The sequence below is a fragment of the Bradyrhizobium sp. BEA-2-5 genome (assembly GCF_032918025.1).
In the GTDB taxonomy this organism is placed as follows: Bacteria; Pseudomonadota; Alphaproteobacteria; order Rhizobiales; family Xanthobacteraceae; genus Bradyrhizobium; species Bradyrhizobium pachyrhizi.
The window spans coordinates 6,054,791-6,074,572 of the sequence record NZ_CP136629.1 but is presented as its reverse complement, the minus strand read 5'-3'; the positions used below and the strand labels follow the sequence as shown (position 1 = coordinate 6,074,572).

18 protein-coding genes, 1 other RNA gene and 1 pseudogene are annotated in these 19,782 nt (G+C 65.5%); 14 read left to right on the top strand and 6 right to left on the bottom strand.

The annotated features are described in order from the left end of the window. Window positions 1-45: 45 nt before the first annotated feature. Entirely contained in the window at window positions 46-225 is a 180-nt protein-coding gene (locus RX327_RS28745; protein WP_028332564.1) for a hypothetical protein, read from the bottom strand. Between the two features lie 226 nt (window positions 226-451). Here RX327_RS28745 and RX327_RS28740 point away from each other — a divergent pair, with 226 nt between their 5' ends. Both RX327_RS28740 and RX327_RS28735 read left to right on the top strand, forming a co-directional pair. After that, window positions 452-1,471, top strand: a complete 1,020-nt coding sequence (locus RX327_RS28740; protein ID WP_317251345.1) for a patatin-like phospholipase family protein — start codon at window positions 452-454, stop codon at window positions 1,469-1,471. A gap of 4 nt (window positions 1,472-1,475) precedes the next feature. Further along, window positions 1,476-2,930, top strand: a complete 1,455-nt coding sequence (locus tag RX327_RS28735; protein WP_317247813.1) for a GntP family permease — start codon at window positions 1,476-1,478, stop codon at window positions 2,928-2,930. A gap of 110 nt (window positions 2,931-3,040) precedes the next feature. On the opposite strand, the gene rnpB is transcribed toward RX327_RS28735, so the two are convergent. Beyond that, window positions 3,041-3,458: RNase P RNA component class A (gene rnpB / locus RX327_RS28730), an RNA gene on the bottom strand. 145 nt (window positions 3,459-3,603) lie between these two features. Here rnpB and RX327_RS28725 point away from each other — a divergent pair. Next, on the top strand, window positions 3,604-4,503 hold the full coding sequence (locus RX327_RS28725; protein WP_050385384.1) for a LysR family transcriptional regulator: 900 nt from the start codon (window positions 3,604-3,606) through the stop codon (window positions 4,501-4,503). Between the two features lie 105 nt (window positions 4,504-4,608). Then, window positions 4,609-5,043 (top strand): PAS domain-containing protein, encoded by a 435-nt coding sequence (locus RX327_RS28720; protein WP_050385385.1) that lies wholly within the window; start codon window positions 4,609-4,611, stop codon window positions 5,041-5,043. Between the two features lie 161 nt (window positions 5,044-5,204). Here RX327_RS28720 and RX327_RS28715 read toward each other — a convergent pair whose 3' ends face one another. Then, window positions 5,205-5,405: a hypothetical protein gene (locus RX327_RS28715; protein WP_038383082.1), complete on the bottom strand. Its 201-nt coding sequence runs from the start codon at window positions 5,403-5,405 to the stop codon at window positions 5,205-5,207. A 7-nt stretch (window positions 5,406-5,412) separates the two neighbouring features. Continuing rightward, window positions 5,413-5,568, bottom strand: coding sequence for a hypothetical protein (locus tag RX327_RS28710; protein ID WP_167350409.1), 156 nt, complete (start codon window positions 5,566-5,568; stop codon window positions 5,413-5,415). A 235-nt stretch (window positions 5,569-5,803) separates the two neighbouring features. Between RX327_RS28710 and RX327_RS28705 the strand changes: the two genes are divergently transcribed. Both RX327_RS28705 and RX327_RS28700 read left to right on the top strand, forming a co-directional pair. Beyond that, complete coding sequence (locus RX327_RS28705) at window positions 5,804-6,163, top strand: YciI family protein (protein WP_317247812.1); 360 nt, start codon at window positions 5,804-5,806, stop codon at window positions 6,161-6,163. Window positions 6,164-6,256: 93 nt separating this feature from the next. Beyond that, window positions 6,257-7,492 (top strand): RNA polymerase sigma factor, encoded by a 1,236-nt coding sequence (locus RX327_RS28700; RefSeq protein ID WP_317247811.1) that lies wholly within the window; start codon window positions 6,257-6,259, stop codon window positions 7,490-7,492. A gap of 80 nt (window positions 7,493-7,572) precedes the next feature. On the opposite strand, the gene RX327_RS28695 is transcribed toward RX327_RS28700, so the two are convergent. Beyond that, the gene (locus RX327_RS28695) at window positions 7,573-7,800 is read right to left on the bottom strand and encodes a hypothetical protein (RefSeq protein ID WP_016840052.1); all 228 of its coding nucleotides are present in this window, start codon (window positions 7,798-7,800) and stop codon (window positions 7,573-7,575) included. A gap of 121 nt (window positions 7,801-7,921) precedes the next feature. Further along, complete coding sequence (locus tag RX327_RS28690) at window positions 7,922-8,788, bottom strand: N-acetylmuramoyl-L-alanine amidase (RefSeq protein ID WP_317247810.1); 867 nt, start codon at window positions 8,786-8,788, stop codon at window positions 7,922-7,924. 581 nt (window positions 8,789-9,369) lie between these two features. Here RX327_RS28690 and rsmH point away from each other — a divergent pair. The 8 genes and pseudogenes from rsmH (at window position 9,370) to ftsW (ending at window position 19,772) form a co-directional block, all read left to right on the top strand. Further along, window positions 9,370-10,365, top strand: a complete 996-nt coding sequence (rsmH, locus tag RX327_RS28685; RefSeq protein WP_317247809.1) for a 16S rRNA (cytosine(1402)-N(4))-methyltransferase RsmH — start codon at window positions 9,370-9,372, stop codon at window positions 10,363-10,365. Between the two features lie 2 nt (window positions 10,366-10,367). Next, the gene (locus RX327_RS28680) at window positions 10,368-10,817 is read left to right on the top strand and encodes a hypothetical protein (RefSeq protein ID WP_038377244.1); all 450 of its coding nucleotides are present in this window, start codon (window positions 10,368-10,370) and stop codon (window positions 10,815-10,817) included. Between the two features lie 11 nt (window positions 10,818-10,828). Next, complete coding sequence (locus RX327_RS28675; RefSeq protein WP_317251344.1) at window positions 10,829-12,586, top strand: penicillin-binding protein 2; 1,758 nt, start codon at window positions 10,829-10,831, stop codon at window positions 12,584-12,586. 49 nt (window positions 12,587-12,635) lie between these two features. Continuing rightward, window positions 12,636-14,095: pseudogene (locus RX327_RS28670) on the top strand (UDP-N-acetylmuramoyl-L-alanyl-D-glutamate--2,6-diaminopimelate ligase). Then, complete coding sequence (locus RX327_RS28665; RefSeq protein WP_050385391.1) at window positions 14,092-15,525, top strand: UDP-N-acetylmuramoylalanyl-D-glutamyl-2,6-diaminopimelate--D-alanyl-D-alanine ligase; 1,434 nt, start codon at window positions 14,092-14,094, stop codon at window positions 15,523-15,525. Before RX327_RS28670 ends, RX327_RS28665 begins: the two are co-directional and overlap by 4 nt. 10 nt (window positions 15,526-15,535) lie before the next feature. After that, window positions 15,536-16,639 (top strand): phospho-N-acetylmuramoyl-pentapeptide-transferase, encoded by a 1,104-nt coding sequence (mraY, locus tag RX327_RS28660; protein WP_317247808.1) that lies wholly within the window; start codon window positions 15,536-15,538, stop codon window positions 16,637-16,639. An 8-nt stretch (window positions 16,640-16,647) separates the two neighbouring features. Then, a complete protein-coding gene (gene murD, locus RX327_RS28655) occupies window positions 16,648-18,048 on the top strand; it encodes a UDP-N-acetylmuramoyl-L-alanine--D-glutamate ligase (protein ID WP_317247807.1) in 1,401 nt (466 codons plus the stop codon). Between the two features lie 572 nt (window positions 18,049-18,620). Then, window positions 18,621-19,772 carry a putative lipid II flippase FtsW gene (gene ftsW, locus RX327_RS28650; RefSeq protein WP_317247806.1) on the top strand — a complete coding sequence of 384 codons (1,152 nt, stop codon included), beginning with the start codon at window positions 18,621-18,623 and terminating at the stop codon, window positions 19,770-19,772. The last annotated feature ends 10 nt before the right edge of the window (window positions 19,773-19,782 follow it).

The window sequence follows — 19,782 nt, the reverse complement described above, 5'->3', positions numbered from 1 at the left end:
CGCGGTGATCGATTGTCTTGCCATAGCGTCAAAGCACAGTGGCTCCTACTTTTCCGCTTCGTCGTCCTTGAGACGAATCCCCTCAGTCCGCAGAGCCGCAAAGAGAGCCGCGATATCTTCGGGCTCCATATTGTTGGGGCACATCCCGTTCAGTTGCTCGGTTGTGATCGTGCCGGTACTCCTGGCGATGTCTCTTGCCTTCGCCATGATCTTCTGAAGGTCCATCTGCGATCCTCCGCGAGAGGCACACTTTACGCCCGCCACCCCATGCATGTCGCCTTTTAAGAAACGTGGGCCTGCGGCACTGAAGCGATCGGTTCGCTTCGCTTCGAGTTGAAATAATATCGTTCGAAGTTCGCCATCGGAATTGCGCAGCGACCGCAACTTTGTCTCGCATGTTCGGCTAAACTGCGACATAATGAGCGTCTCGCGTGCTGGTGAGCATGGATTCATGAACCGCAGCCCCGTGCTCGTAGACCTGGCGCTTCAAGGTGGGGGATCGCACGGTGCGTTCACGTGGGGTGTCCTGGATCGGCTTCTCGAAGAACCATGGTTTCAGATTGCGGGCATATCCGGGACATCGGCCGGAGCGATGAACGCAGCCGTGCTGGCGGATGGTTGGACCGCGGGCGGCGCCGCCGGTGCGCGCGAAGCGCTTGAAAAATATTGGCGAAGCGTCTCGCGCGCCGCCGCATTCAGTCCGCTGCAACGGTCGCCGCTCGACCGCCTGATGGGACGCTGGTCGCTTGACAGCTCCCCGGCCTATCTCTTCACCGATTTGATGTCGCGGATGCTTTCACCCTACGACCTCAATCCGCTTGGCTTCAATCCGCTACGCGACATATTGAACGACAGTATCGATTTCGAGCGTCTTGCACGGGCGCCGATCAAGCTCTTCATCACCGCCACGCGCGTCCGTACGGGCCGCGGACGGATTTTCCGCAACGCGGAGATCACGGCGGATGTGCTTCTGGCATCGGCCTGCCTGCCGACCATGTTCCGCGCGATCGAGATCGACGGCGAGCCCTATTGGGACGGCGGCTTTGCCGGCAACCCGACGATCACCCCGCTGGTTCGGGAGAGCGACGCGCATGACACCATTCTCGTCCAGATCAATCCCACCGAGCGGCTGGAGGATCCGCGGACGGCTGCTGAGATCCTCAACCGGCTTAACGAGATCTCGTTCAACTCGCCGCTGGCAAAGGAGCTGCGGATGATCGCGTTGCTTCGCCAGGTCGCCGACCCCGGTACGGGGGAAGGCGCCCGCTGGGCGCAGATGAAGACGCACCGGATCAAGAGCGACATGCTTGCGACGTTCGGTTCGTCATCCAAGCTTAATGCCGAATGGGCGTTCGTGGCGAAGCTGCACGAGGAAGGGCGGCGAGCCGCCGGCGAATTCCTCGACGCGCATGGCGCCGATCTCGGTGAGCGTTCGACCGCAGATCTCGATATTCTGCTGGCGGAGTGCTGAGACGATGGGTCTTCTCGGCATTCTCGTCGGGCTTGGACTGCTGGTCTGTCTTGCTTTCCGCGGTTGGAGCGTGCTGCTGCTCGCGCCGCTCTGTGCGCTGGTGGCCGCAGCCTTCGGTGGCGAGCCGCTGCTTGCGAACTGGACGCAGACCTTCATGGGTAGTGCGTCGGAGTTTCTCGCGCAGTTCTTTCCTATTTTTCTGCTTGGCGCCGTGTTCGGAAAGCTCATGGATGACAGCGGCGCGGTCGCTGCGGTCGCGGGCTTCATCTCCCGGTGCCTGGGCGAACGCCGGATGATCCTCGCGGTCGTGCTCGCCGGCGCGCTGGTCACCTATGGCGGTGTCAGCCTGTTCGTTGCGTTTTTCGTCATCGTTCCCATGGCACGCTCGCTGTTTCGCGCGGCGGGGATTCCACGTCGTCTGGTACCGGCGGCGGTCATTCTCGGGACGTCGACCTTCACCATGTCGGCCCTGCCTGGCACGCCGTCCATCCAGAATGCGATCCCGATGCCGTTCTTCGGCACGACGCCGTTTGCCGCGCCGGGCCTCGGCATCGTCGCCTCGCTCATCATGCTGGGCGTCGGGCTGTGGTGGCTGCTTCGCGCGGAGAAAGCAGCGCGTCGCGCAAAAGAGGGTTATGGCGACGAGCCGCCGGTTCCGGCGGATGCAGCCGACGATGAGCTGTTGCGCGAGCGGGCTACGACGGCGCGGGAATTCGACCCGGCGGAGCTCCGCCACGGATATCACAGCGATGCCGCCGTCCCGATTTTCAACGCCTTGCTTCCCCTGATCGTCGTCGTCGTGACCGTCAATCTGGTGATGTCGCTGGTGGTGCTGCCACGGCTCGATTTTTCGTTCCTGGCCGAACAGCGATGGGGAAATACATCGCTGGCTGCCGTGGCCGGTGTCTGGTCGGTTGTCGTGGCGCTGGCAGGAGCGATCGTGACGGTCATCCTCTGCAACTGGACGCGACTGCCCGCACTGCGACGAACCATGGATGCCGGTGCCAACGCGTCGGTCCTGCCGGCGCTGAGCGTCGCAAGCCTTGTCGGATTCGGTGCCGTTATCGCCTCGCTTCCCGCTTTCGGCGTGGTGCGGGACTGGGTGTTGCGAATTGAAGGCGGTCCATTGGTGTCGCTCGCAGTCGCGACGAACATCCTTGCGGCGCTGACGGGGTCGGCTTCCGGCGGCTTGACGATCGCGCTCGATGCGCTGGGACGGACCTATATGGATCTTGCCGCGGAGGCGGGTATTGATCCCGGCCTGCTGCATCGCGTCGCGGTGATCGGTTCGGGAACGCTGGACATTCTACCTCACAACGGCGCTGTCGTTAGCCTGCTTGCGATCTGTGGGCTCAAGCATCGCGAAAGCTATCTCGACATTGTCATGGTCGGCATCGTGAGTTCTGTCATTGCTCTCGCAGCGGTGATTGCGATCGGCACCGCATTCGGGTCGTTCTGACGCAAGACGACGGGTTGGCTCTGCTTTTCGCCGGCGCGCATGGCTGGAACGACGTTGATCTGAAAATGGCGAGGGGCCCGGCGTGTTGCGCCGAGCCCCTCATGGTCCAAGATATCAGCCGGCCTGTAAGCCGGGTTCTGTAGGGCACCGCCCGCTTGCGCGAACGATACGTGACGACCATTCCTCTGGGACCGTGTTTGCACATGGCCTCGAGCAACCTACCCGGACGGCGGGCCTGACATCGCCCCGCGGCGTTATCGCTTGCGCGAACAGCCCGCTTAAGCCGTCCCTATTCGGTTTTGCTCCCGGTGGGGTTTGCCATGCCGGCTCCGTTGCCGGAACCGCGGTGCGCTCTTACCGCACCTTTTCACCCTTACTTCCTCCGAGGAGGAAGCGGTTCGTTCTCTGTGGCACTTTCCCTGGGGTCACCCCCGCCGGACGTTATCCGGCACCGCATGTCAAGGGAGCCCGGACTTTCCTCCCCGGCGGCCTTTCGGCACGTGCCGGAGCGGCCGTCCGGCCGACTGACGGATTACGCATGGGGCTTTGGCCGCCCGCGTCAAGCGATTGCGATGGTTAACCCTGGCCCAGCGCCCGGGCTGGTCTTCGATTTTGACATTCGCAGAGGAGGGGCCTTTGATATCGATTTGATCGATCCAAAGGTCGAGGCGCCATGGATACCGAACTGGCCCGGACGTTCCTGACGGTGGTGAGCGCCGGCAACTTCATCACCGCGGCGGAGCGGCTGCACGTCAGCCAGTCGACCGTCAGCACCCGCATCCACACGCTCGAGCAGCAGCTCGGCTGCATGCTATTCGTGCGCAACAAGGCCGGCACCACGTTGACGCCGGCGGGCCGCCAGTTTCAGCGCCACGCCTCGGTGCTGGTCCGCACCGTCGAGCAGGCGCGCCATGATGTCGGAATCCCCAAGGGGTTTTCCGCGACGCTGGTGGTCGGCGGCCGCATCGGACTTTGGGAAGAGTATCTGCTGCGCTGGCTGCCGCTGATGACGCGGGCGCATCCCGACATCTCGATCCGTGCCGAGAGCGCGCTCGAGCCGGAGCTGATGCAGGGGCTGGTCGAGGGACGCATCGACATTGGCGTGATGTACACGCCACAGAGCCGCCCCGGCCTCAAGGTCGAGCAGCTGTTCGAGGAGCAGCTCATCCTGGTGTCGACCGATCCGAAGAGCGCGCCGGAGCCGGGACCTGGCTATGTCTATGTCGATTGGGGACCCGAATTCTACGCGCGTCACGCCACGCTGTTTCCGAATTTCGCCGGCCCCGCGCTGACGGTGAATATCGGCTGGCTCGGATTGCAGCATCTTTTGGAGAATGGCGGCTCCGGATTCTTTGCGCGCCGAATCGTGGAGCCGCTCCTGAAGGCGCGGCGGCTGCACGCCGTTGCCGGTGCACCTGGCTTTGCGATGCCGGCCTATGTCGCCTATCCGGCTGACGCCCAGGACGATCATCTGGCGCGCGCGGTCGAGACCATGCATCGGCTCGCCGCATCCCAGGTTAATGCGAGCGCGGACCTCCCGCGGGCCAAGCCCGCCACGCGGCGGCGGCGCTGACCGCGATTGCTATCGGCATCACCGATCCGTTCCATCGGCTTTCTTCGCTTGTCAGCGCAAACGTCCGCGTTCACAGCAGGATCGGCATCAGCGGGAGGTCAAACGATGGATATTGCGGCAGAAGTGGGAGACGCGTTGCTCAAGGGCGCCTCCGACGCGATCGTTGCGACCGATGTCGAAGGCCGCATCACGTTGTGGAATCCCGGCGCGGTCAGGATGTTCGGCTTCAGCGCCGAGGAGGCGATCGGACAATCGCTCGATTTGATCATTCCGGAGAATCTGCGCGCGCGTCACTGGGCCGGCTTCCGGCACACGATGGCGACCGGGACGAGCCGCTACGGTCAGGGCGATCTGCTGTCGGTGCCGGCGCTGACCAGGCACGGGACGCGCATCTCCGTCGAATTCACCATCGTGATGCTGCACGATGCGGCGCGCAAGGTTGCCGGCACCGTCGCCGTGATGCGCGACGTGACCAAGCGTTTCGAGGAGCTCAAGGAGTTGCGGCGCCGCGCCGCGCAGCAGGCCGGGACATCGTCGTAAGGGCCGGGAAGCCATGCCGTCTTTGCGAGGAGCGGTAGCGACGCAGCAATCCATCGCTCCGCACATGCGAACAGATGGGTTGCTTCACTTCGCTCGCAATGACACGGATAGCCTGCAAGCTCCCGGTCATTCCCTCCGGAAGCCGGTCACGGCAGCTGGAGCTACTTTCCCGATCGTAGGCGGGTCTCCGCCAGCGCGGTCACGAGGCCGATGACCAGCATCGAGGCCACGATGTCGGCTTCCGCACCGAAACCAAATGCGATCACCGTCGCTGCGGCAACCGCCGCAAGGATCGCGATGGTCAGCCCTTCGTCGGCGATCAGCTGACGCAGCGCTTTCAGGCGCGTGGTGCCCCGTTGCATTGCCTGCTCACACGCCGAGCGGATTGCCGCCCGCGGCGATGCTCGAGGCGACCTGACTGGCGTGGTGGCGCGGTTTCGCCACGATCCGGCTGCGCAGGATTCGGTACAGCATCGACAGCAGGAGCCGGGAAAGGCGTGTTGCTGTCTGCGGCAGTGGTGTCATGGCGAAGTCCTCCGGGCATCCCGACTCCAAGGCTACGCACTGCCATGAATTTAACAAACGAATAATACTGGCGATTACTATCGGAATATCCGATATAAGCCGGCGCCGCTGCCCGCCGGGGCCGGCGAGGCATCCACGCCGGGCGGCCAAAATAATTTATCCTGACGATGTCGTCCCGCGTGTCGCCCGTTCGACTGGGTGTCGGCGATCCAGCCGATCAAGAGGAGTTCTCAAGATGCAATACCTGTTGCTGATCTACCGGAGCGACGCGGAATATGGCGGCATGAATGCCGACGACCGCAAGGCCCTGTCGGCGGAATATGCCGTCTACACCCAGTCCATCATCCAGAGCGGACACTTCAAGGCGGGTGACGGGCTGCAGCCGGTGTCGACCGCGACGACCGTGCGCGTGCGCGAGGGCAAGACGCTGACGACCGATGGTCCGTTCGCGGAAACGCGCGAGCAGCTCGGCGGCTACTATCTCGTCGAGGCGAAGGATCTGGACACGGCGCTCAGCCTCGCGGCGCGGATTCCCGGCGCCAAGACCGGCTCGATCGAAGTCAGGCCGGTGATGATCTACGACAACCCGCGATAAGACCAACGGTCATTCCGGGGCGCGAAGCGAACCCGGAATCTCGAGATTCCGGGTTCGATGCTTTCGCATCGTCCCGGAATGACGGTGAAACTCATGACCCGCAGCGAGATCGACAAAATCTTCCGCGACGAGGCGGGACGTGCGCTGGCCACGCTGATCCGTCTCGTCGGCGATTTCGATCTCGCCGAGGACGCGCTCCAGGATGCTTTTGCGGTGGCGCTGCAGCGCTGGCCGATCGGCGAATTTCCTTCCAATCCGCGTGCCTGGCTGGTCAATGTCGGCCGCAACAAGGCGATCGACCGCGCCCGCCGCGCGGCGACGTTTCGCGGCAAGCAGCAGGAACTGACGCATCAAATCCTGCTCGATGCGGAGTCCTCGCCCGAGCCGGCCGACGCAACGCTCGACGACGACATGCTGCGGCTGATCTTCACCTGCTGCCATCCCGCGTTCGCGCCCGAGGTCCAGGTCGCGCTGACGCTGCGCACCGTCTGCGGGCTGTCGACGGCGCAGGTCGCGCGCGCGTTCCTCGTGGGCGAGGAGGCAATGGCGCAGCGGCTGGTCCGCGCCAAGCAGAAGATCAGGCTGGCCGGCATCCCCTATGAGGTGCCCGAGCGCGACGCGCTGGCGCCGCGGCTCGATGGCGTGCTCGCCGTGATCTATCTCGTCTTCACCGAAGGCTATGTTGCGACCGAGGGGGCGGACCTGATGCGGCCCGATCTTGCGGCCGAGGCCATCCGGCTCGCGCGGCTGATCGATGCGCTGATACCGGCGCGCGGCGAGATCAAGGGGCTGCTGGCGCTGATGCTGCTGCATGATGCGCGTCGCGCCGGCCGCCAGACCGCCGGCGGCGATATCGTGCTGCTCGAGGAGCAGGACCGTTCGCTGTGGGATTTCCAGCAGATCGCCGAAGGCCTCGAACTGGTCGAGGAAGCGCTGCGGGTGCCCGGCCGGCCGCAGCCCTATGCAGTGCAGGCTGCGATCGCCGCTCTGCATGCGCGTGCGGCGAGCTTTGAGGAAACCGATTGGCCGCAGATTGCGGGACTCTACGAGGTTTTGCTGCGCATCAATCCGTCGCCGGTGATCGAGCTGAACCACGCCGCGGCGGTGTCGATGGTCGATGGGCCGGCACGAGCGCTCGATCTCGTCGATGCGCTGGACGCGCGCGGCACTTTGAAGGGGTATGACCAGCTACCCGCGGTGCGCGCCGATTTGCTGCGCCGCCTCGGCCGCAAGGACGAAGCGCGGCAGGCTTATCTCGTTGCAACGGCAGCCACGCAACTCGACCCGCTGCGGCGGCTCTATGCGCGGCGCATCGCCGAGATGGGGTGACGCGCCCCATCTCGTGCGTGGCCAGTGACGGCGCGCCATTCATCCGCGATGGTCAGCGCTCCGTGCGGCGTTGAGCGTGCTCAGTAACCTGTCTTTGCCTTGGCGCCGGTGCTCGATTGCCCGGTCGTCGTTCCCTTCGACATGCCGGTCGTGGTGCCGGGTGCCATCTTCTTCTGCGCGTGATGGACCTTCTGGGTCTTGTGATGGGTCGACGACATGGTCTTGCTTTGGGTCGACATAGCGCCAGCGGCAGCCGGAGCGACAATGAGGCCGACGGCGGCGGCTCCTGCGATCAGTGCTTTGAACATGGACGAATCTCCACTCGGACCGCCCCAGCTACAAAGACCGCACGGGCCGAAAAGTTCCAACGTGCACGCACACTTGGCAGGAAAATGCACCGCTCCTTCGCAATGACGGACAGAGGCGAGCCTAGCTCGACGCGACCACCGTCGCCGCATCCGGCGGCAGGCTCTCGAGCAGCGCGTGCAGTGTGGCCATGGTGGAGCGGTCGGCGATCCCGTCGATGCGCTCCGGGCGGAAGTGACGCTGGAAGGCGGTGACGACCTCCATGGTCGGGCCGTCGAACTTGCCGTTGGTTGGGATGTTGTAGCCGTAGCGCCGGAACGCGGCCTGCATGTTGGAGACGCTGTCGCTGATCGCACCGAGCTGCAGCGCGTCGCCGCGCACGATCGGCGCCGGCTGGACCCAGTGGCCGACGCCGGAATTGGCCAGCGAATGCCACGGAAACTTCTCGCCGGGGTCCTTCTTGCGGGCGGGCGCGACGTCGGAATGGCCAAGCACCCGGTGGGCCGGCACGTTGCGGCGGAGCATGATGCCGCGGCACAGCGCGATCACGGCGGCGATCTGGCGCAGCGGAAACTCGGGATAGCCCCAGTCATGGCCGCGATTGATGATCTCGATGCCGATCGAGCAGGAATTGATGTCGTCCTCGCCGGCCCAGGAGGAGGCGCCCGCGTGCCAGGCGCGCTTGGCCTCGGGCACGCATTGCACGATGCGGCCGTCCTCCAGCACGACATAATGCGCCGAGACTTCGGTGCCGGCCGTGCACAGCCGTGCCAGCGCGCCCTCGACATCGGGCATGCCGGTGTAGTGCAGCACGATCATGTCCGGCTGCCGGCCATTGGCGCGATCGCCGAAGTTCGCCGACGGGATCACGTCGGAGGCGATCGAGGAATCCGGCGTGAACGTCTTCGCGTCCGCCACCCCCTTTGGAACAGGGAGGGCGCGCTGACGCTTCGAATCAGCGTTGCCGGACGAAGACGAACTTGAAGCCATACGAATCACTCAAACCCGAACCAGGAGGAAGCATTTTGACATATGGATAAACAAATAGGCGTTTACTATTCCTTTACCGTACGGGCCGCGCAATCGACCCCTGCCGGGTTCCGTGATCCGCACGATGCGCCGCGCCATTGTGCCCGGAGTAGGTCGCGAGGGTATCACTCGAATGCGGATCAAAGCCGTGCGATTGCGCTAACCGATCATCAACGTTTTCTTAACGTTAAGTGCCGTTACTGAGAGGTGAAGTGCCGAACCGGTTTCGGGGGACGGCCAAAGGACGCTGAGCCCCGCTGTTTGCGCGAAATCCCATGGAAACCCTCCCAATTCCGGTCGGATATCAGGATTTGCGGCCGAGGACGGGAGTTGGCGCTGGCGTCACGCAGCGGCTTTTTCACGTGTTTTCGAGCGAAGTGGGTACCGGTTCGCGTCTCGAAAATGCGTCAAAACAGGAATCCAGAGCCCCGTTCCGATCCAATCGGAACGACGAAGGCTCTGGGCGCGAGGATTCGAGGCGCAATGAGTTGGCGCGCACCCAGCTTGCATGCCAATTACGCGGCCCCGCCCGGGAGCGGCGCATGAGCGAGCGTGCGCCGCGTCACATTTCGGTGCTGGGTCGCGAGGCGGTCGCGTATCTCGCTCCGCGCGCCGGCGGCATCTATGTCGACGCGACCTTCGGTGCAGGCGGCTACAGCCGGGCGATCCTCGATGTCGCCGATACCCGCGTGATGGGCATCGACCGCGACCGCACCGCGATAACCGGCGGCTTCGATCTGGTCGACGGCGCAGGCGGCCGGCTGATGCTGGTCGAGGGCCGCTTCTCCAGTCTTGCCGAGGTCTGCGCGGCGCAAGGCGTCGAGGCGATCGACGGCGTCGTGATGGACGTCGGCGTGTCCTCGATGCAGCTCGACCAGGCCGGCCGCGGCTTCTCCTTCCGCCTCGACGGTCCGCTCGACATGCGGATGGGGCAGACGGGCCCGACCGCGGCCGACGTGGTCGCGACGGCTTCCGAGAAACATCTCGCCGACATCATCTATCTTCTCGGCGAGGAGCGGCATTCGCGCGGCGTTGCCCGCGCCGTCGTCGCCGCGCGCAAGGACGCGCCGATCACGACGACCGACGCGCTTGCCGATATCGTCGCGAAGGTCGTGCGCGCCAAGCCGAACGAGATTCATCCGGCAACGCGGACGTTCCAGGCGCTGCGCATCTTCGTCAACGAGGAACTCGACGAGCTCCAGACGGCGCTCGCGGCGGCCGAGCGCATGCTCAAGCCCGGCGGCCGCCTCGTCGTGGTCTCGTTCCATTCGCTGGAAGACCGCATCGTCAAGAATTTTCTCAGCCTGCGCGGCAAGGTCTCCGCCGGCTCGCGGCATTTGCCCGAGGTGGCGAAAGCGGCGCCAAGCTTTCAGATCCTGACCAAGCGTCCGGTGACGCCCGATGAGGCCGAGCTTGCCGCCAATCCGCGCGCGCGATCGGCCAAGCTGCGTGCCGCCGAACGCACCGCTGCGCCGGTGCACGCCGACGACGACCTGCCGTCATGGCCGCGGCTGTCCGACTTGAAGCGGGGAGGGTGACGATGCGCCTTCTCCATCTCCTCGTCATCGGCATGTTGATCTTCGCGGCGTCCTATGTCTACCGCATCAAGATGGAATCGACCGCGCGCGTCGAGCGCGTGCTGCAGCTCAATGCCGAGATCCGCGAGCAGCGCAACGCGATCGCCGCGTTGCGCGCCGAATGGGCCAAGCTCGATGCGCCGCTCCGGCTGCAGGGCCTCGCCGAGCGCCATCTGCCGCTGAAGCCGATCAACGCCAACCAGTACGATTCCCTGAAGAACCTGCCGGAGCGGCCGCCGAGCTTCACGCGGCCCGGTTCGCGCGATCCGATCGGCGCGATGATCGACACCATCGAGGCGGCCGCGGCGCCCGACAGCACCACCGGATCGATCGACAAGGCGGCGACCGACCAGTCGGCCGCCGACCAGCCTGCGCCCGAAGACTCCGGGCAGGGCGGGGGAGACCAGCAATGACGGGACCAGCCATGACCGATCCGGCACCCGCCAACACACCGGCCGTGAAACCTGCCGAGCCATGGAACCAGCGGCTGATCCGCACGCTGCTGTACGGCAGTAATGTCGACCGCGCCGCCAAGGCGCGCGCGCGCGTTGGTCTTGCCATCCTCGCTTTCGCTGCGGTCTATTGCGTGCTGGCGGGGAGGCTGGTGCTGTTCGCCGTCGGCGCCGACAGCCATGGCGCGCGCCGCACCGCCTCGCAGGACGCCATTGCGACCGCGCGGCCCGATATCGTCGACCGCAACGGCGCGATCCTTGCGACCGACGTCAAGGCCGCGAGCCTGTTCAGCGAGCCGCGCCGCATCATCGACAAGGACGAGGCGATCGAGCTTTTGACCGGAGCCTTGCCCGATCTCGACACCAGCGAGGTGCGCGAGCGCCTGAAGTCGCGCAAGGGCTTCGCCTGGCTCAAGCGCGAAGTCACGCCGGCGCAGCAGCAGGCCATCCACAAGCTCGGCCTTCCCGGCATCGGCTTCCTGCGCGAGAACAAGCGCGTCTATCCGACCGGCAACGAGGTCGCCCACATCATCGGTCTGGTCAACATCGACAATCAGGGCATCGCGGGCCTGGAGAAGTGGCTCGACAATCAGGGGCTCGCCGATCTCCACCGCGCCGGCTTTGCCACCGACCGGCTGCAGAAGCCGATCGAGCTCTCGGTCGATCTGCGCGTCGAGCACGCGCTGCGCGACGAACTCCTCAAGGCCAAGGACAAGTTCCGCGCCAAGGCCGCTTCCGGCATCGTCTCCAACGTCAAGACCGGCGAGATCGTGGCGATGGTCTCGCTGCCGGATTTCGATCCCAACAATCCGAAGGAAGCGCACGACCCTGATCGCATCAACCGCCTGACCACCGGCGTTTACGAGATGGGCTCGACCTTCAAGGCGTTCACGTTGGCGATGGGGCTCGATAGCGGCCGGTTCGACCTCAACTCGATGTGGGATGCGCGCGGCCCGCTGCATTACGGCAAGTTCGCGATCCATGACGATCACAACATGGGCCGCATGATCAACATGAAGGAGGTGTTCTACTATTCCTCCAACATCGGCGCCGGGCGCATTGCGCTGGCGATGGGCGTCGATGCGCACAAGGCCTTCCTGCGCAAGATGGGCCAGCTCGAGCGGCTGCGCACCGAACTGCCGGAGAGCGCGTCCCCGATCGTGCCGAAGAAGTGGGGCGAATTGAACACCGTCACCATCTCGTTCGGTCACGGCATCGCGGTGGCACCGCTGCAGGCGGTGATGGGCATCAATGCACTGGTGAACGGCGGCTATCTGATTCCGCCGACGTTCTTGAAGCGCAGCGAGCAGGAGGCGATGGCGCTCGCCAAGCGCGTCATCAAGCAGGATACCAGCGACAAGATGCGGTATCTGATGCGGCTCAATGCCGAGATCGGCACCGCCAAGACCGCCGACGTCAAGGGCTATTACGTCGGCGGCAAGACCGGCACGTCCGAGAAGGTCATCAACGGGCGCTACGCCAAGAAGCGCGTGCTCAACTCCTTCACCGCCATCCTGCCCTGCGACGATCCCAAATATCACGTCCTGATCATGCTGGACGAGCCGCAGGCGCTGCCCGAAACGCATGGTTTCATCACCTCGGGCTGGAACGCGGTGCCGACCGGCGGCAAGGTGATCGAGCGGATCGCGCCGCTCCTGGGTGTCGAGCCGCGGTTCGACCTGCCGCCGTCCGACCGCCTTATTCTTGCAGCATCCAGAACAACCCAGTAATGCGTATACTCACGCGGCGCCAGAACGGCGCCGGCCAGACTGGAAGATCATGAGACTTCGCGACCTCTTCAGCGATGATGCCACGATCGATCCGAGTGCCTCCTCGCTCATTGTCGGAGGGCTTGCGATCGACAGCCGCGCGGTGAAGCCGGGCGACCTGTTCTTCGCGCTGGCCGGCAGCAGGACCGATGGCGCGCGCTTCGTCGATGCGGCGATTGCCGCCGGCGCGGTCGCGGTCGCCAGCGACCATCTGCCGCAAGGTCACGCGCGCGCCCCCTTCGTCATCACGCCGAATCCGCGCCGTGCGCTGGCGCTCGCCGCGGCCAAATTCTTTCCCGCGCAGCCCGCCACGATCGCCGCCGTCACCGGAACCAGCGGCAAGACCTCGGTCGCGGCCTTCACGCGTCAGATCTGGGAGCGGCTGGGGCATGCCTCCGCCAGCATCGGCACCATCGGTCTGGTCTCGCCCAAACGCACCGTCTATGGCTCGCTGACGACGCCGGATCCGATCGCGCTGCACCGGCAGATCGACGAGATCGCGCGCGAGGGCGTCACCCATCTCGCCTTCGAGGCCTCCTCGCACGGGCTCGACCAGTATCGCCTCGACGGCGTGCGCGTCTCCGCCGGCGGCTTCACCAACCTCTCGCGCGACCACATGGATTACCATCCAAGCGTTGCGCATTATCTCGCCGCGAAGCTCCGCCTGTTCCGCGAGCTGGTGCCGCCGGGTGGCGCCGCGGTGATCTCGGCCGATCATGATTGCTCGGCCGAGGTGATCGATGCGGCGCGCTCGCGCGGCCTGCGCATCATCGCGGTCGGGCGCAACGCCGATGCAGGCGATGGCATCAAGCTCCTCGATGCCGCCATCGAAGGCTTTGCCCAGCAACTCCTGATCGAGCACCGCGGGCGCAAGCACGCGGTCCGGCTGCCGCTGGTCGGCGAATTCCAGATCGAGAACGCGCTGGTGTCGGCGGGCCTTGCGATCGGCACCGGCAGCGATGCGGCAGATGTGTTCGCAACTGCCTCGAACATATCGAAGGCGCCAAGGGTCGGCTCGAGCGCGTCGGCGAGCGCAACGGCGCGCCGATCTTCGTCGACTATGCGCACAAGCCCGATGCGCTCGCGAAGGCGCTGCAGGCGCTGCGGCCTTATGCGAAGCGCAGGCTGGTCGTCGTGTTCGGCGCCGGTGGCGACCGCGATGCCGGCAAGCGTCCGATCATGGGCGAGATCGCGGCCGAGAACGCCGACGGCATCATCGTCACCGACGACAATCCGCGCAGCGAGAAGCCGGAAGCCATCCGCGCCGCGATCCTCGCCACCGCGAAGGGCGCCCGCGAGATCGGCGACCGCGCCGCCGCGATCCGCGCCGGCATTGCCGGCCTCGCGCCGGGCGATGCGCTGGTGGTCGCCGGCAAGGGCCACGAGGTCGGGCAGATCGTCGGCAACACGACGCTGCCGTTCAGCGATCATGAGGCGGTCGCCAGTGCATTGGCTGCGGAGGGCGCATGAGCACGATGTTGTGGACCTCGGATGCGATGGCGACGGCGATGCGCGCCGCCATGCAAGGCGTGCTGCCGGACGGCGTCACCGGTCTCTCGATCGACAGCCGCACCATCGCGCCGGGCGAGGCGTATTTCGCGATCAAGGGCGACGTCCATGACGGCCATGCCTTCGTCGAGGCGGCGCTGAAGGCCGGTGCCGGGCTCGCGGTGGTCGAGACCGCGCAACGGGCGAAGTTTCCCACTGATACGCCGCTGCTGGTGGTCGACGACGTGCTCGCCGGCCTCGTCGAGCTCGCGCATGCCTCGCGCGCGCGGCTCAACGCGCAGATCGTCGCGGTGACCGGCTCGGTCGGCAAGACCTCGACCAAGGAGGCGCTGCGCCGCGTGCTGTCGGCGCAGGGCCAGACCCATGCGTCGGTGGCGTCGTTCAACAATCATTGGGGCGTGCCGCTGTCGCTGGCGCGCTGCCCGGCCAGCACGCGCTTTGCGGTGTTCGAGATCGGCATGAATCATGCCGGCGAGATCACGCCGCTGGTGAAGATGGTGCGCCCGCACGTCGCAATCATCACCACCATCGAGCCGGTGCATCTGGAATTCTTCGCCGGCATCGAGGCGATCGCCGACGCCAAGGCGGAGATCTTCGCAGGGCTCGAGCCCGATGGCGCCGCCGTGCTCAACCGCGACAACGGACAATTCGCGCGGCTGCAACAGCGGGCCAGGCAGGCCGGCATCTCGCGCATCGTCTCGTTCGGCGCCGACAAGCGCGCCGAAGCGCGGCTGCTCGACCTCTCGCTGCACGCGACCTGCTCGGCGGTGCATGCGGATATTCTGGATCATGACATCACCTACAAGATCGGCATGCCCGGCCGGCACATGGCGATGAACTCGCTCGCGGTGCTCGCCGGCGCTTCGCTGCTCGGCGCCGATATCGCGCGCGCGGCGCTGTCGCTGTCGCAGCTCGCGGCGCCGACCGGCCGCGGCCTCCGCCGCACCCTCGAGGTCGGCCATGGCGAGGCGACGCTGATCGACGAGAGCTACAACGCCAACCCGGCCTCGATGGGCGCCGCGCTCAACGTGCTCGGTCAGGCCCAGACCGGGCCGCATGGCCGCCGCATCGCGGTGCTCGGTGACATGCTCGAGCTCGGGCCGACCGGGCCCGATTTGCACCGCGGCCTCAACGAGGCCGTGACCGCCAACCGCATCGACCTCGTATATTGTTGTGGTCCGCTGATGCGGAATCTGTGGGATGCCCTTTCCACCGGCAAGCGGGGAGGCTATGCCGAGAGCTCGGCGGCGCTCGAAGCGCAGGCGATTGCCGCGGTCCGTGCCGGTGACGTGATCATGGTGAAGGGCTCGCTGGGATCGAAGATGAAGCTCATTGTCAGCGCGCTGGAAAAACGCTTCCCCGACAAGGCCGCGCACGAAGAAGCGGTATAGGACCCCTCGAATGTTCTACTGGTTGATCGAACTGTCCAACACCGTTCCGGGGTTTGGGGCGTTCCGCAGCGCTTTGAACGTCTTCCGCTACATCACCTTCCGCACCGGCGGGGCGGTCGTGACCGGCGCGCTGTTCGTGTTTCTGTTCGGGCCCTGGATCATCGACCATCTGCGCATCCGCCAGGGCAAGGGCCAGCCGATCCGCTCCGACGGCCCGCAATCGCATCTCGCCAAGAAGGGCACGCCCACCATGGGCGGGCTGATGATCCTGTCCGGCCTCACCGTCGGCACGGTGCTGTGGGCCAATCCGCTCAACCCCTATGTCTGGATCGTGCTCGCGGTGACGCTCGGCTTCGGCTTCGTCGGCTTCTATGACGATTATTTGAAGGTCACAAAGCAGTCGCACAGCGGCTTCGCCGGCAAGCTGCGGCTCTTGATCGAGGCGGTGATCGGGCTCGCCGCCACCTACGCGCTGGTCCGGCTCGGGCGCGACGTGTCGTCGACCTCGCTCGTGATTCCGTTCTTCAAGGACCTCGTGATCAATTTCGGTTGGTTCTTCGTCATCTTCGGCGCCTTCGTCATCGTCGGCTCCGGCAACGCGGTGAATCTCACCGATGGTCTCGATGGCCTTGCCATCGTGCCGGTGATGATCGCGACCGCCAGCTTTGCGATGATCGCTTACCTCGCCGGCAACGCCGTGTTCGCCGAATATCTCCAGATCAAATATGTCGCCGGCACCGGCGAGCTCGCGGTGCTCTGCGGCGCATTGCTGGGCGCCGGTCTCGGCTTCCTCTGGTTCAATGCGCCGCCGGCCTCGATCTTCATGGGCGACACCGGCTCGCTCGCGCTCGGCGGCATGCTGGGCGCGATCGCGGTCGCGGTGAAGCACGAGATCGTGCTCGCCGTGATCGGCGGTCTGTTCGTGCTGGAGGCGGTCTCCGTCATCGTGCAGGTGGTGTCGTTCAAGCTGACCGGAAAACGCATCTTCCGGATGGCGCCGATCCACCACCATTTCGAGCAGCTCGGCTGGACCGAGCCGCAGATCGTGATCCGCTTCTGGATCATCTCGGTGATGCTGGCGCTCGCCGGGCTCTCCACCCTCAAGCTGCGCTGAGCGTCGCCATGATCCCGGTCACATCCTTCGCCGGCAAGACGGTCGCGGTGTTCGGCCTCGGCGGCTCGGGGCTCGCCTCCTGCCATGCCCTGAAAGCGGGCGGCGCCGAGGTGATCGCCGCCGACGACAATGCCGAGAACGTCGCCAAGGCCGCGCAGGCCGGCTTCATCACCGCCGATCTGCGCAACGTCTCGTGGGCGAATTTCGCCGCACTGGTGCTCGCGCCCGGCGTGCCGCTCACCCATCCCGTGCCGCACTGGAGCGTGCTGAAGGCGCGCGAGGCCGGGGTCGAGGTGATCGGCGACATCGAGCTGTTCTGCCGCGAGCGGCGCCGGCACGCGCCGGATGCGCCGTTCGTCGCCATCACCGGCACCAACGGCAAGTCGACCACGACGGCGCTGATCGCGCATCTGACGAAAGTCGCCGGCTACGACACCCAGATGGGCGGCAATATCGGCACCGCGATCCTGTCGCTGGAGCCGCCGCGTATGGGCCGCGTCCACGTCATCGAGATGTCGTCCTACCAGATCGACCTCACGCCCTCGCTCGATCCCTCCGTCGGCATCCTGCTCAATGTCAGCGAGGACCATATCGATCGCCACGGCACCATCGAACATTATGCCGCCGTGAAGGAACGCCTCGTTGCCGGCGTGCAGGACGGCGGCACCGCGATCGTCGGTGTCGACGACGGCTTCTGCCGCGACATCGCCGACCGGCTCGACCGCGCCGGCAAGAACGTGGTGCGCATCTCCGTCAAGAATCCGCTGGCGAGCGGCATCTATGTCGAGCACGAGACCATCGTGCGTGCGTCGGGCGCGGCGCGCAGCGAGATAGCGCGGTTAGGCGGCATCGGCTCGTTGCGCGGTCTGCACAATGCGCAGAACGCCGCCTGCGCCTCGGCCTGCGCGCTGGCGATGGGGATCGCGACCGAGGTGCTGCAGAACGGTCTGCGCAGCTTTCCCGGCCTTGCGCACCGCATGGAGCAGGTCGGCCGCCGCGGCAACGTGCTGTTCGTCAACGATTCCAAGGGCACCAATGCGGACGCCACCGCGCATGCGCTGTCGTCGTTTGCCGACATCTTCTGGATCGCCGGCGGCAAGCCCAAGGCCGGCGGCATCACCAGCCTGACCGAATATTTTCCGCGCATCCGCAAGGCCTATCTGATCGGCGAGGCGGCGGCCGAATTCTCCGGCACGCTCGGCGAGCGCGTCCCGCACGACATGTCCGGCACGCTCGACGTCGCGATCGCCAGCGCCGCGCGCGATGCCGAGGCATCGGGGCTCGCGGATGCCGTCGTGCTGCTGTCGCCCGCCTGCGCCTCCTTCGACCAGTACCGCAATTTCGAGATCCGAGGCACTGCCTTCCGCGACATCGTCCAGGCATTGCCCGGCGTCAAGCCGGTGGTGTAGGCACAATCTCCCCTTCATTGCGGGGCGCGCGAAGAATCGTAGGATGGTAGAGCGCAGCGAAACCCATCGCGCAGGGAAAGCCGGGTTGTTTCCGGCTACACCTGCGGTCCTACCCCCGAGCTTTCTACCCATTGCCGGGGCCCATGGGTGCGATCGGCACCCGGCTTTCCCTGCGCCCTCTTCAAGAGCGGGCGAAACGAGATGCAAAGCTCGGACGATTCATGTCGCGAGAATGGGGACGCATGACGCGCAAGAGGCGTCCAACGCTCGGTGTCGTCCCTGCGAAAGCAGGGACCCATAACCACCGACGCTGATTGTTGCGCGATGTTGGAACGACGAGTCGCTTCAACAGCATCCGCCGCGGAGTATGGGTCCCTGCTTTCGCAGGGACGACGCGCGGAAGGAGCCGTGGGCTCTCATTCTCTCCGGTGTCATGCCCCGCCCATGCGGGCATCCAGACAGCTGTGCTTGAGGCGCCAATCCACCTCCCTCAAAAGTTACCCAACCCGTTAACCCCTTGGAAACCATCCTGCGCCACGAATGGACGTTATCTCTGCCATCTGGGGACGCCCATGCTCTCCCGTGAAGAACGCACCCCCTTTTCCGAGTGGTGGTGGACCGTCGACAAGCCGCTGATGGGCGCCATCCTGGCCTTGATGCTGACCGGCGTGATCCTGTCGCTGGCGGCGAGCCCGCCGGTTGCGACGCGCATCGGGCTCGATCCCTTCCATTTCTTCAGCCGCCACGTGCTGTTCCTGGTGCCGTCGCTGATGGTGCTGATCGGCGTCTCGTTCATGACGCCGCGGCAGATCCGGCGCACCGCGCTGATCGTGTTCGCGGTCTCGATCGTCCTGATCGTGATGACGCTCGCCATCGGGCCCGAGGTGAAGGGCTCGCGGCGCTGGATCACGCTGCTCGGCCTCAACATCCAGGCCTCCGAGATCGCCAAGCCGTCGTTCGTCGTGATCGCGGCATGGCTGTTCGCGGAATCGACCAGGCGGCCGGAGATGCCGGCGACCTCGATGGCGCTGGTGCTGCTCTTGATGCTGGTGACGCTGCTGGTGATGGAGCCCGATTTCGGCCAGACCATGCTGGTCCTGATGGTGTGGGGCTCGCTGTTCTTCATCGCGGGCATGCGCATGATCTGGGTGTTCGGTCTCGCGGGTCTCGGCGCCGCCGGCCTGTTCAGCGCCTATCTGTTCGTCCCGCACGTCGCCGGCCGCATCAGGCGCTTCATGAATCCGGCCTCCGGCGACACCTTCCAGGTCGATACCGCCATGGAAGCCTTCTACAACGGCGGCTGGTTCGGCCTCGGGCCGGGTGAGGGCATTGCCAAGCGCAGCCTGCCGGACAGCCACACCGATTTCGTGTTCGCGGTCGCAGCCGAAGAGTTCGGCATCATCCTGTGCCTCGCCATGCTGGCGCTGTTCGCCTTCGTCGTCATCCGCACGCTGTCGCGCGCCTATGCCAATGAGGACATGTTCTCGCGCTTTGCGGCCTCGGGCCTTGCGATCCTGTTCGGAGTGCAGGCCGCGATCAACATGTCGGTCAACCTTCAGCTGATTCCAGCCAAGGGCATGACGCTGCCGTTTATCTCCTATGGCGGCTCCTCGATCGTGTCGCTGGCCTATGGTGTCGGCATGATGCTGGCTCTGACGCGGCTGCGCCCGCGCACCGAGGTCGAAGCGATGGAGGGCGCCAGCGCTCAGCGCGCCTACGCGTAGGTGACTGTGA

Excerpts from the sequence above, each read along its gene's own strand:
- RX327_RS28745 (WP_028332564.1), bottom strand. The coding sequence starts at position 225 with ATGGACCTTCAGAAGATCATGGCGAAGGCAAGAGACATCGCCAGGAGT.
- RX327_RS28740 (WP_317251345.1), top strand. The coding sequence starts at position 452 with ATGAACCGCAGCCCCGTGCTCGTAGACCTGGCGCTTCAAGGTGGGGGA.
- RX327_RS28735 (WP_317247813.1), top strand. The coding sequence starts at position 1,476 with ATGGGTCTTCTCGGCATTCTCGTCGGGCTTGGACTGCTGGTCTGTCTT.
- RX327_RS28725 (WP_050385384.1), top strand. The coding sequence starts at position 3,604 with ATGGATACCGAACTGGCCCGGACGTTCCTGACGGTGGTGAGCGCCGGC.
- RX327_RS28720 (WP_050385385.1), top strand. The coding sequence starts at position 4,609 with ATGGATATTGCGGCAGAAGTGGGAGACGCGTTGCTCAAGGGCGCCTCC.
- RX327_RS28715 (WP_038383082.1), bottom strand. The coding sequence starts at position 5,405 with ATGCAACGGGGCACCACGCGCCTGAAAGCGCTGCGTCAGCTGATCGCC.
- RX327_RS28710 (WP_167350409.1), bottom strand. The coding sequence starts at position 5,568 with ATGACACCACTGCCGCAGACAGCAACACGCCTTTCCCGGCTCCTGCTG.
- RX327_RS28705 (WP_317247812.1), top strand. The coding sequence starts at position 5,804 with ATGCAATACCTGTTGCTGATCTACCGGAGCGACGCGGAATATGGCGGC.
- RX327_RS28700 (WP_317247811.1), top strand. The coding sequence starts at position 6,257 with ATGACCCGCAGCGAGATCGACAAAATCTTCCGCGACGAGGCGGGACGT.
- RX327_RS28695 (WP_016840052.1), bottom strand. The coding sequence starts at position 7,800 with ATGTTCAAAGCACTGATCGCAGGAGCCGCCGCCGTCGGCCTCATTGTC.
- RX327_RS28690 (WP_317247810.1), bottom strand. The coding sequence starts at position 8,788 with ATGGCTTCAAGTTCGTCTTCGTCCGGCAACGCTGATTCGAAGCGTCAG.
- rsmH (WP_317247809.1), top strand. The coding sequence starts at position 9,370 with ATGAGCGAGCGTGCGCCGCGTCACATTTCGGTGCTGGGTCGCGAGGCG.
- RX327_RS28680 (WP_038377244.1), top strand. The coding sequence starts at position 10,368 with ATGCGCCTTCTCCATCTCCTCGTCATCGGCATGTTGATCTTCGCGGCG.
- RX327_RS28675 (WP_317251344.1), top strand. The coding sequence starts at position 10,829 with ATGACCGATCCGGCACCCGCCAACACACCGGCCGTGAAACCTGCCGAG.
- RX327_RS28665 (WP_050385391.1), top strand. The coding sequence starts at position 14,092 with ATGAGCACGATGTTGTGGACCTCGGATGCGATGGCGACGGCGATGCGC.
- mraY (WP_317247808.1), top strand. The coding sequence starts at position 15,536 with ATGTTCTACTGGTTGATCGAACTGTCCAACACCGTTCCGGGGTTTGGG.
- murD (WP_317247807.1), top strand. The coding sequence starts at position 16,648 with ATGATCCCGGTCACATCCTTCGCCGGCAAGACGGTCGCGGTGTTCGGC.
- ftsW (WP_317247806.1), top strand. The coding sequence starts at position 18,621 with ATGCTCTCCCGTGAAGAACGCACCCCCTTTTCCGAGTGGTGGTGGACC.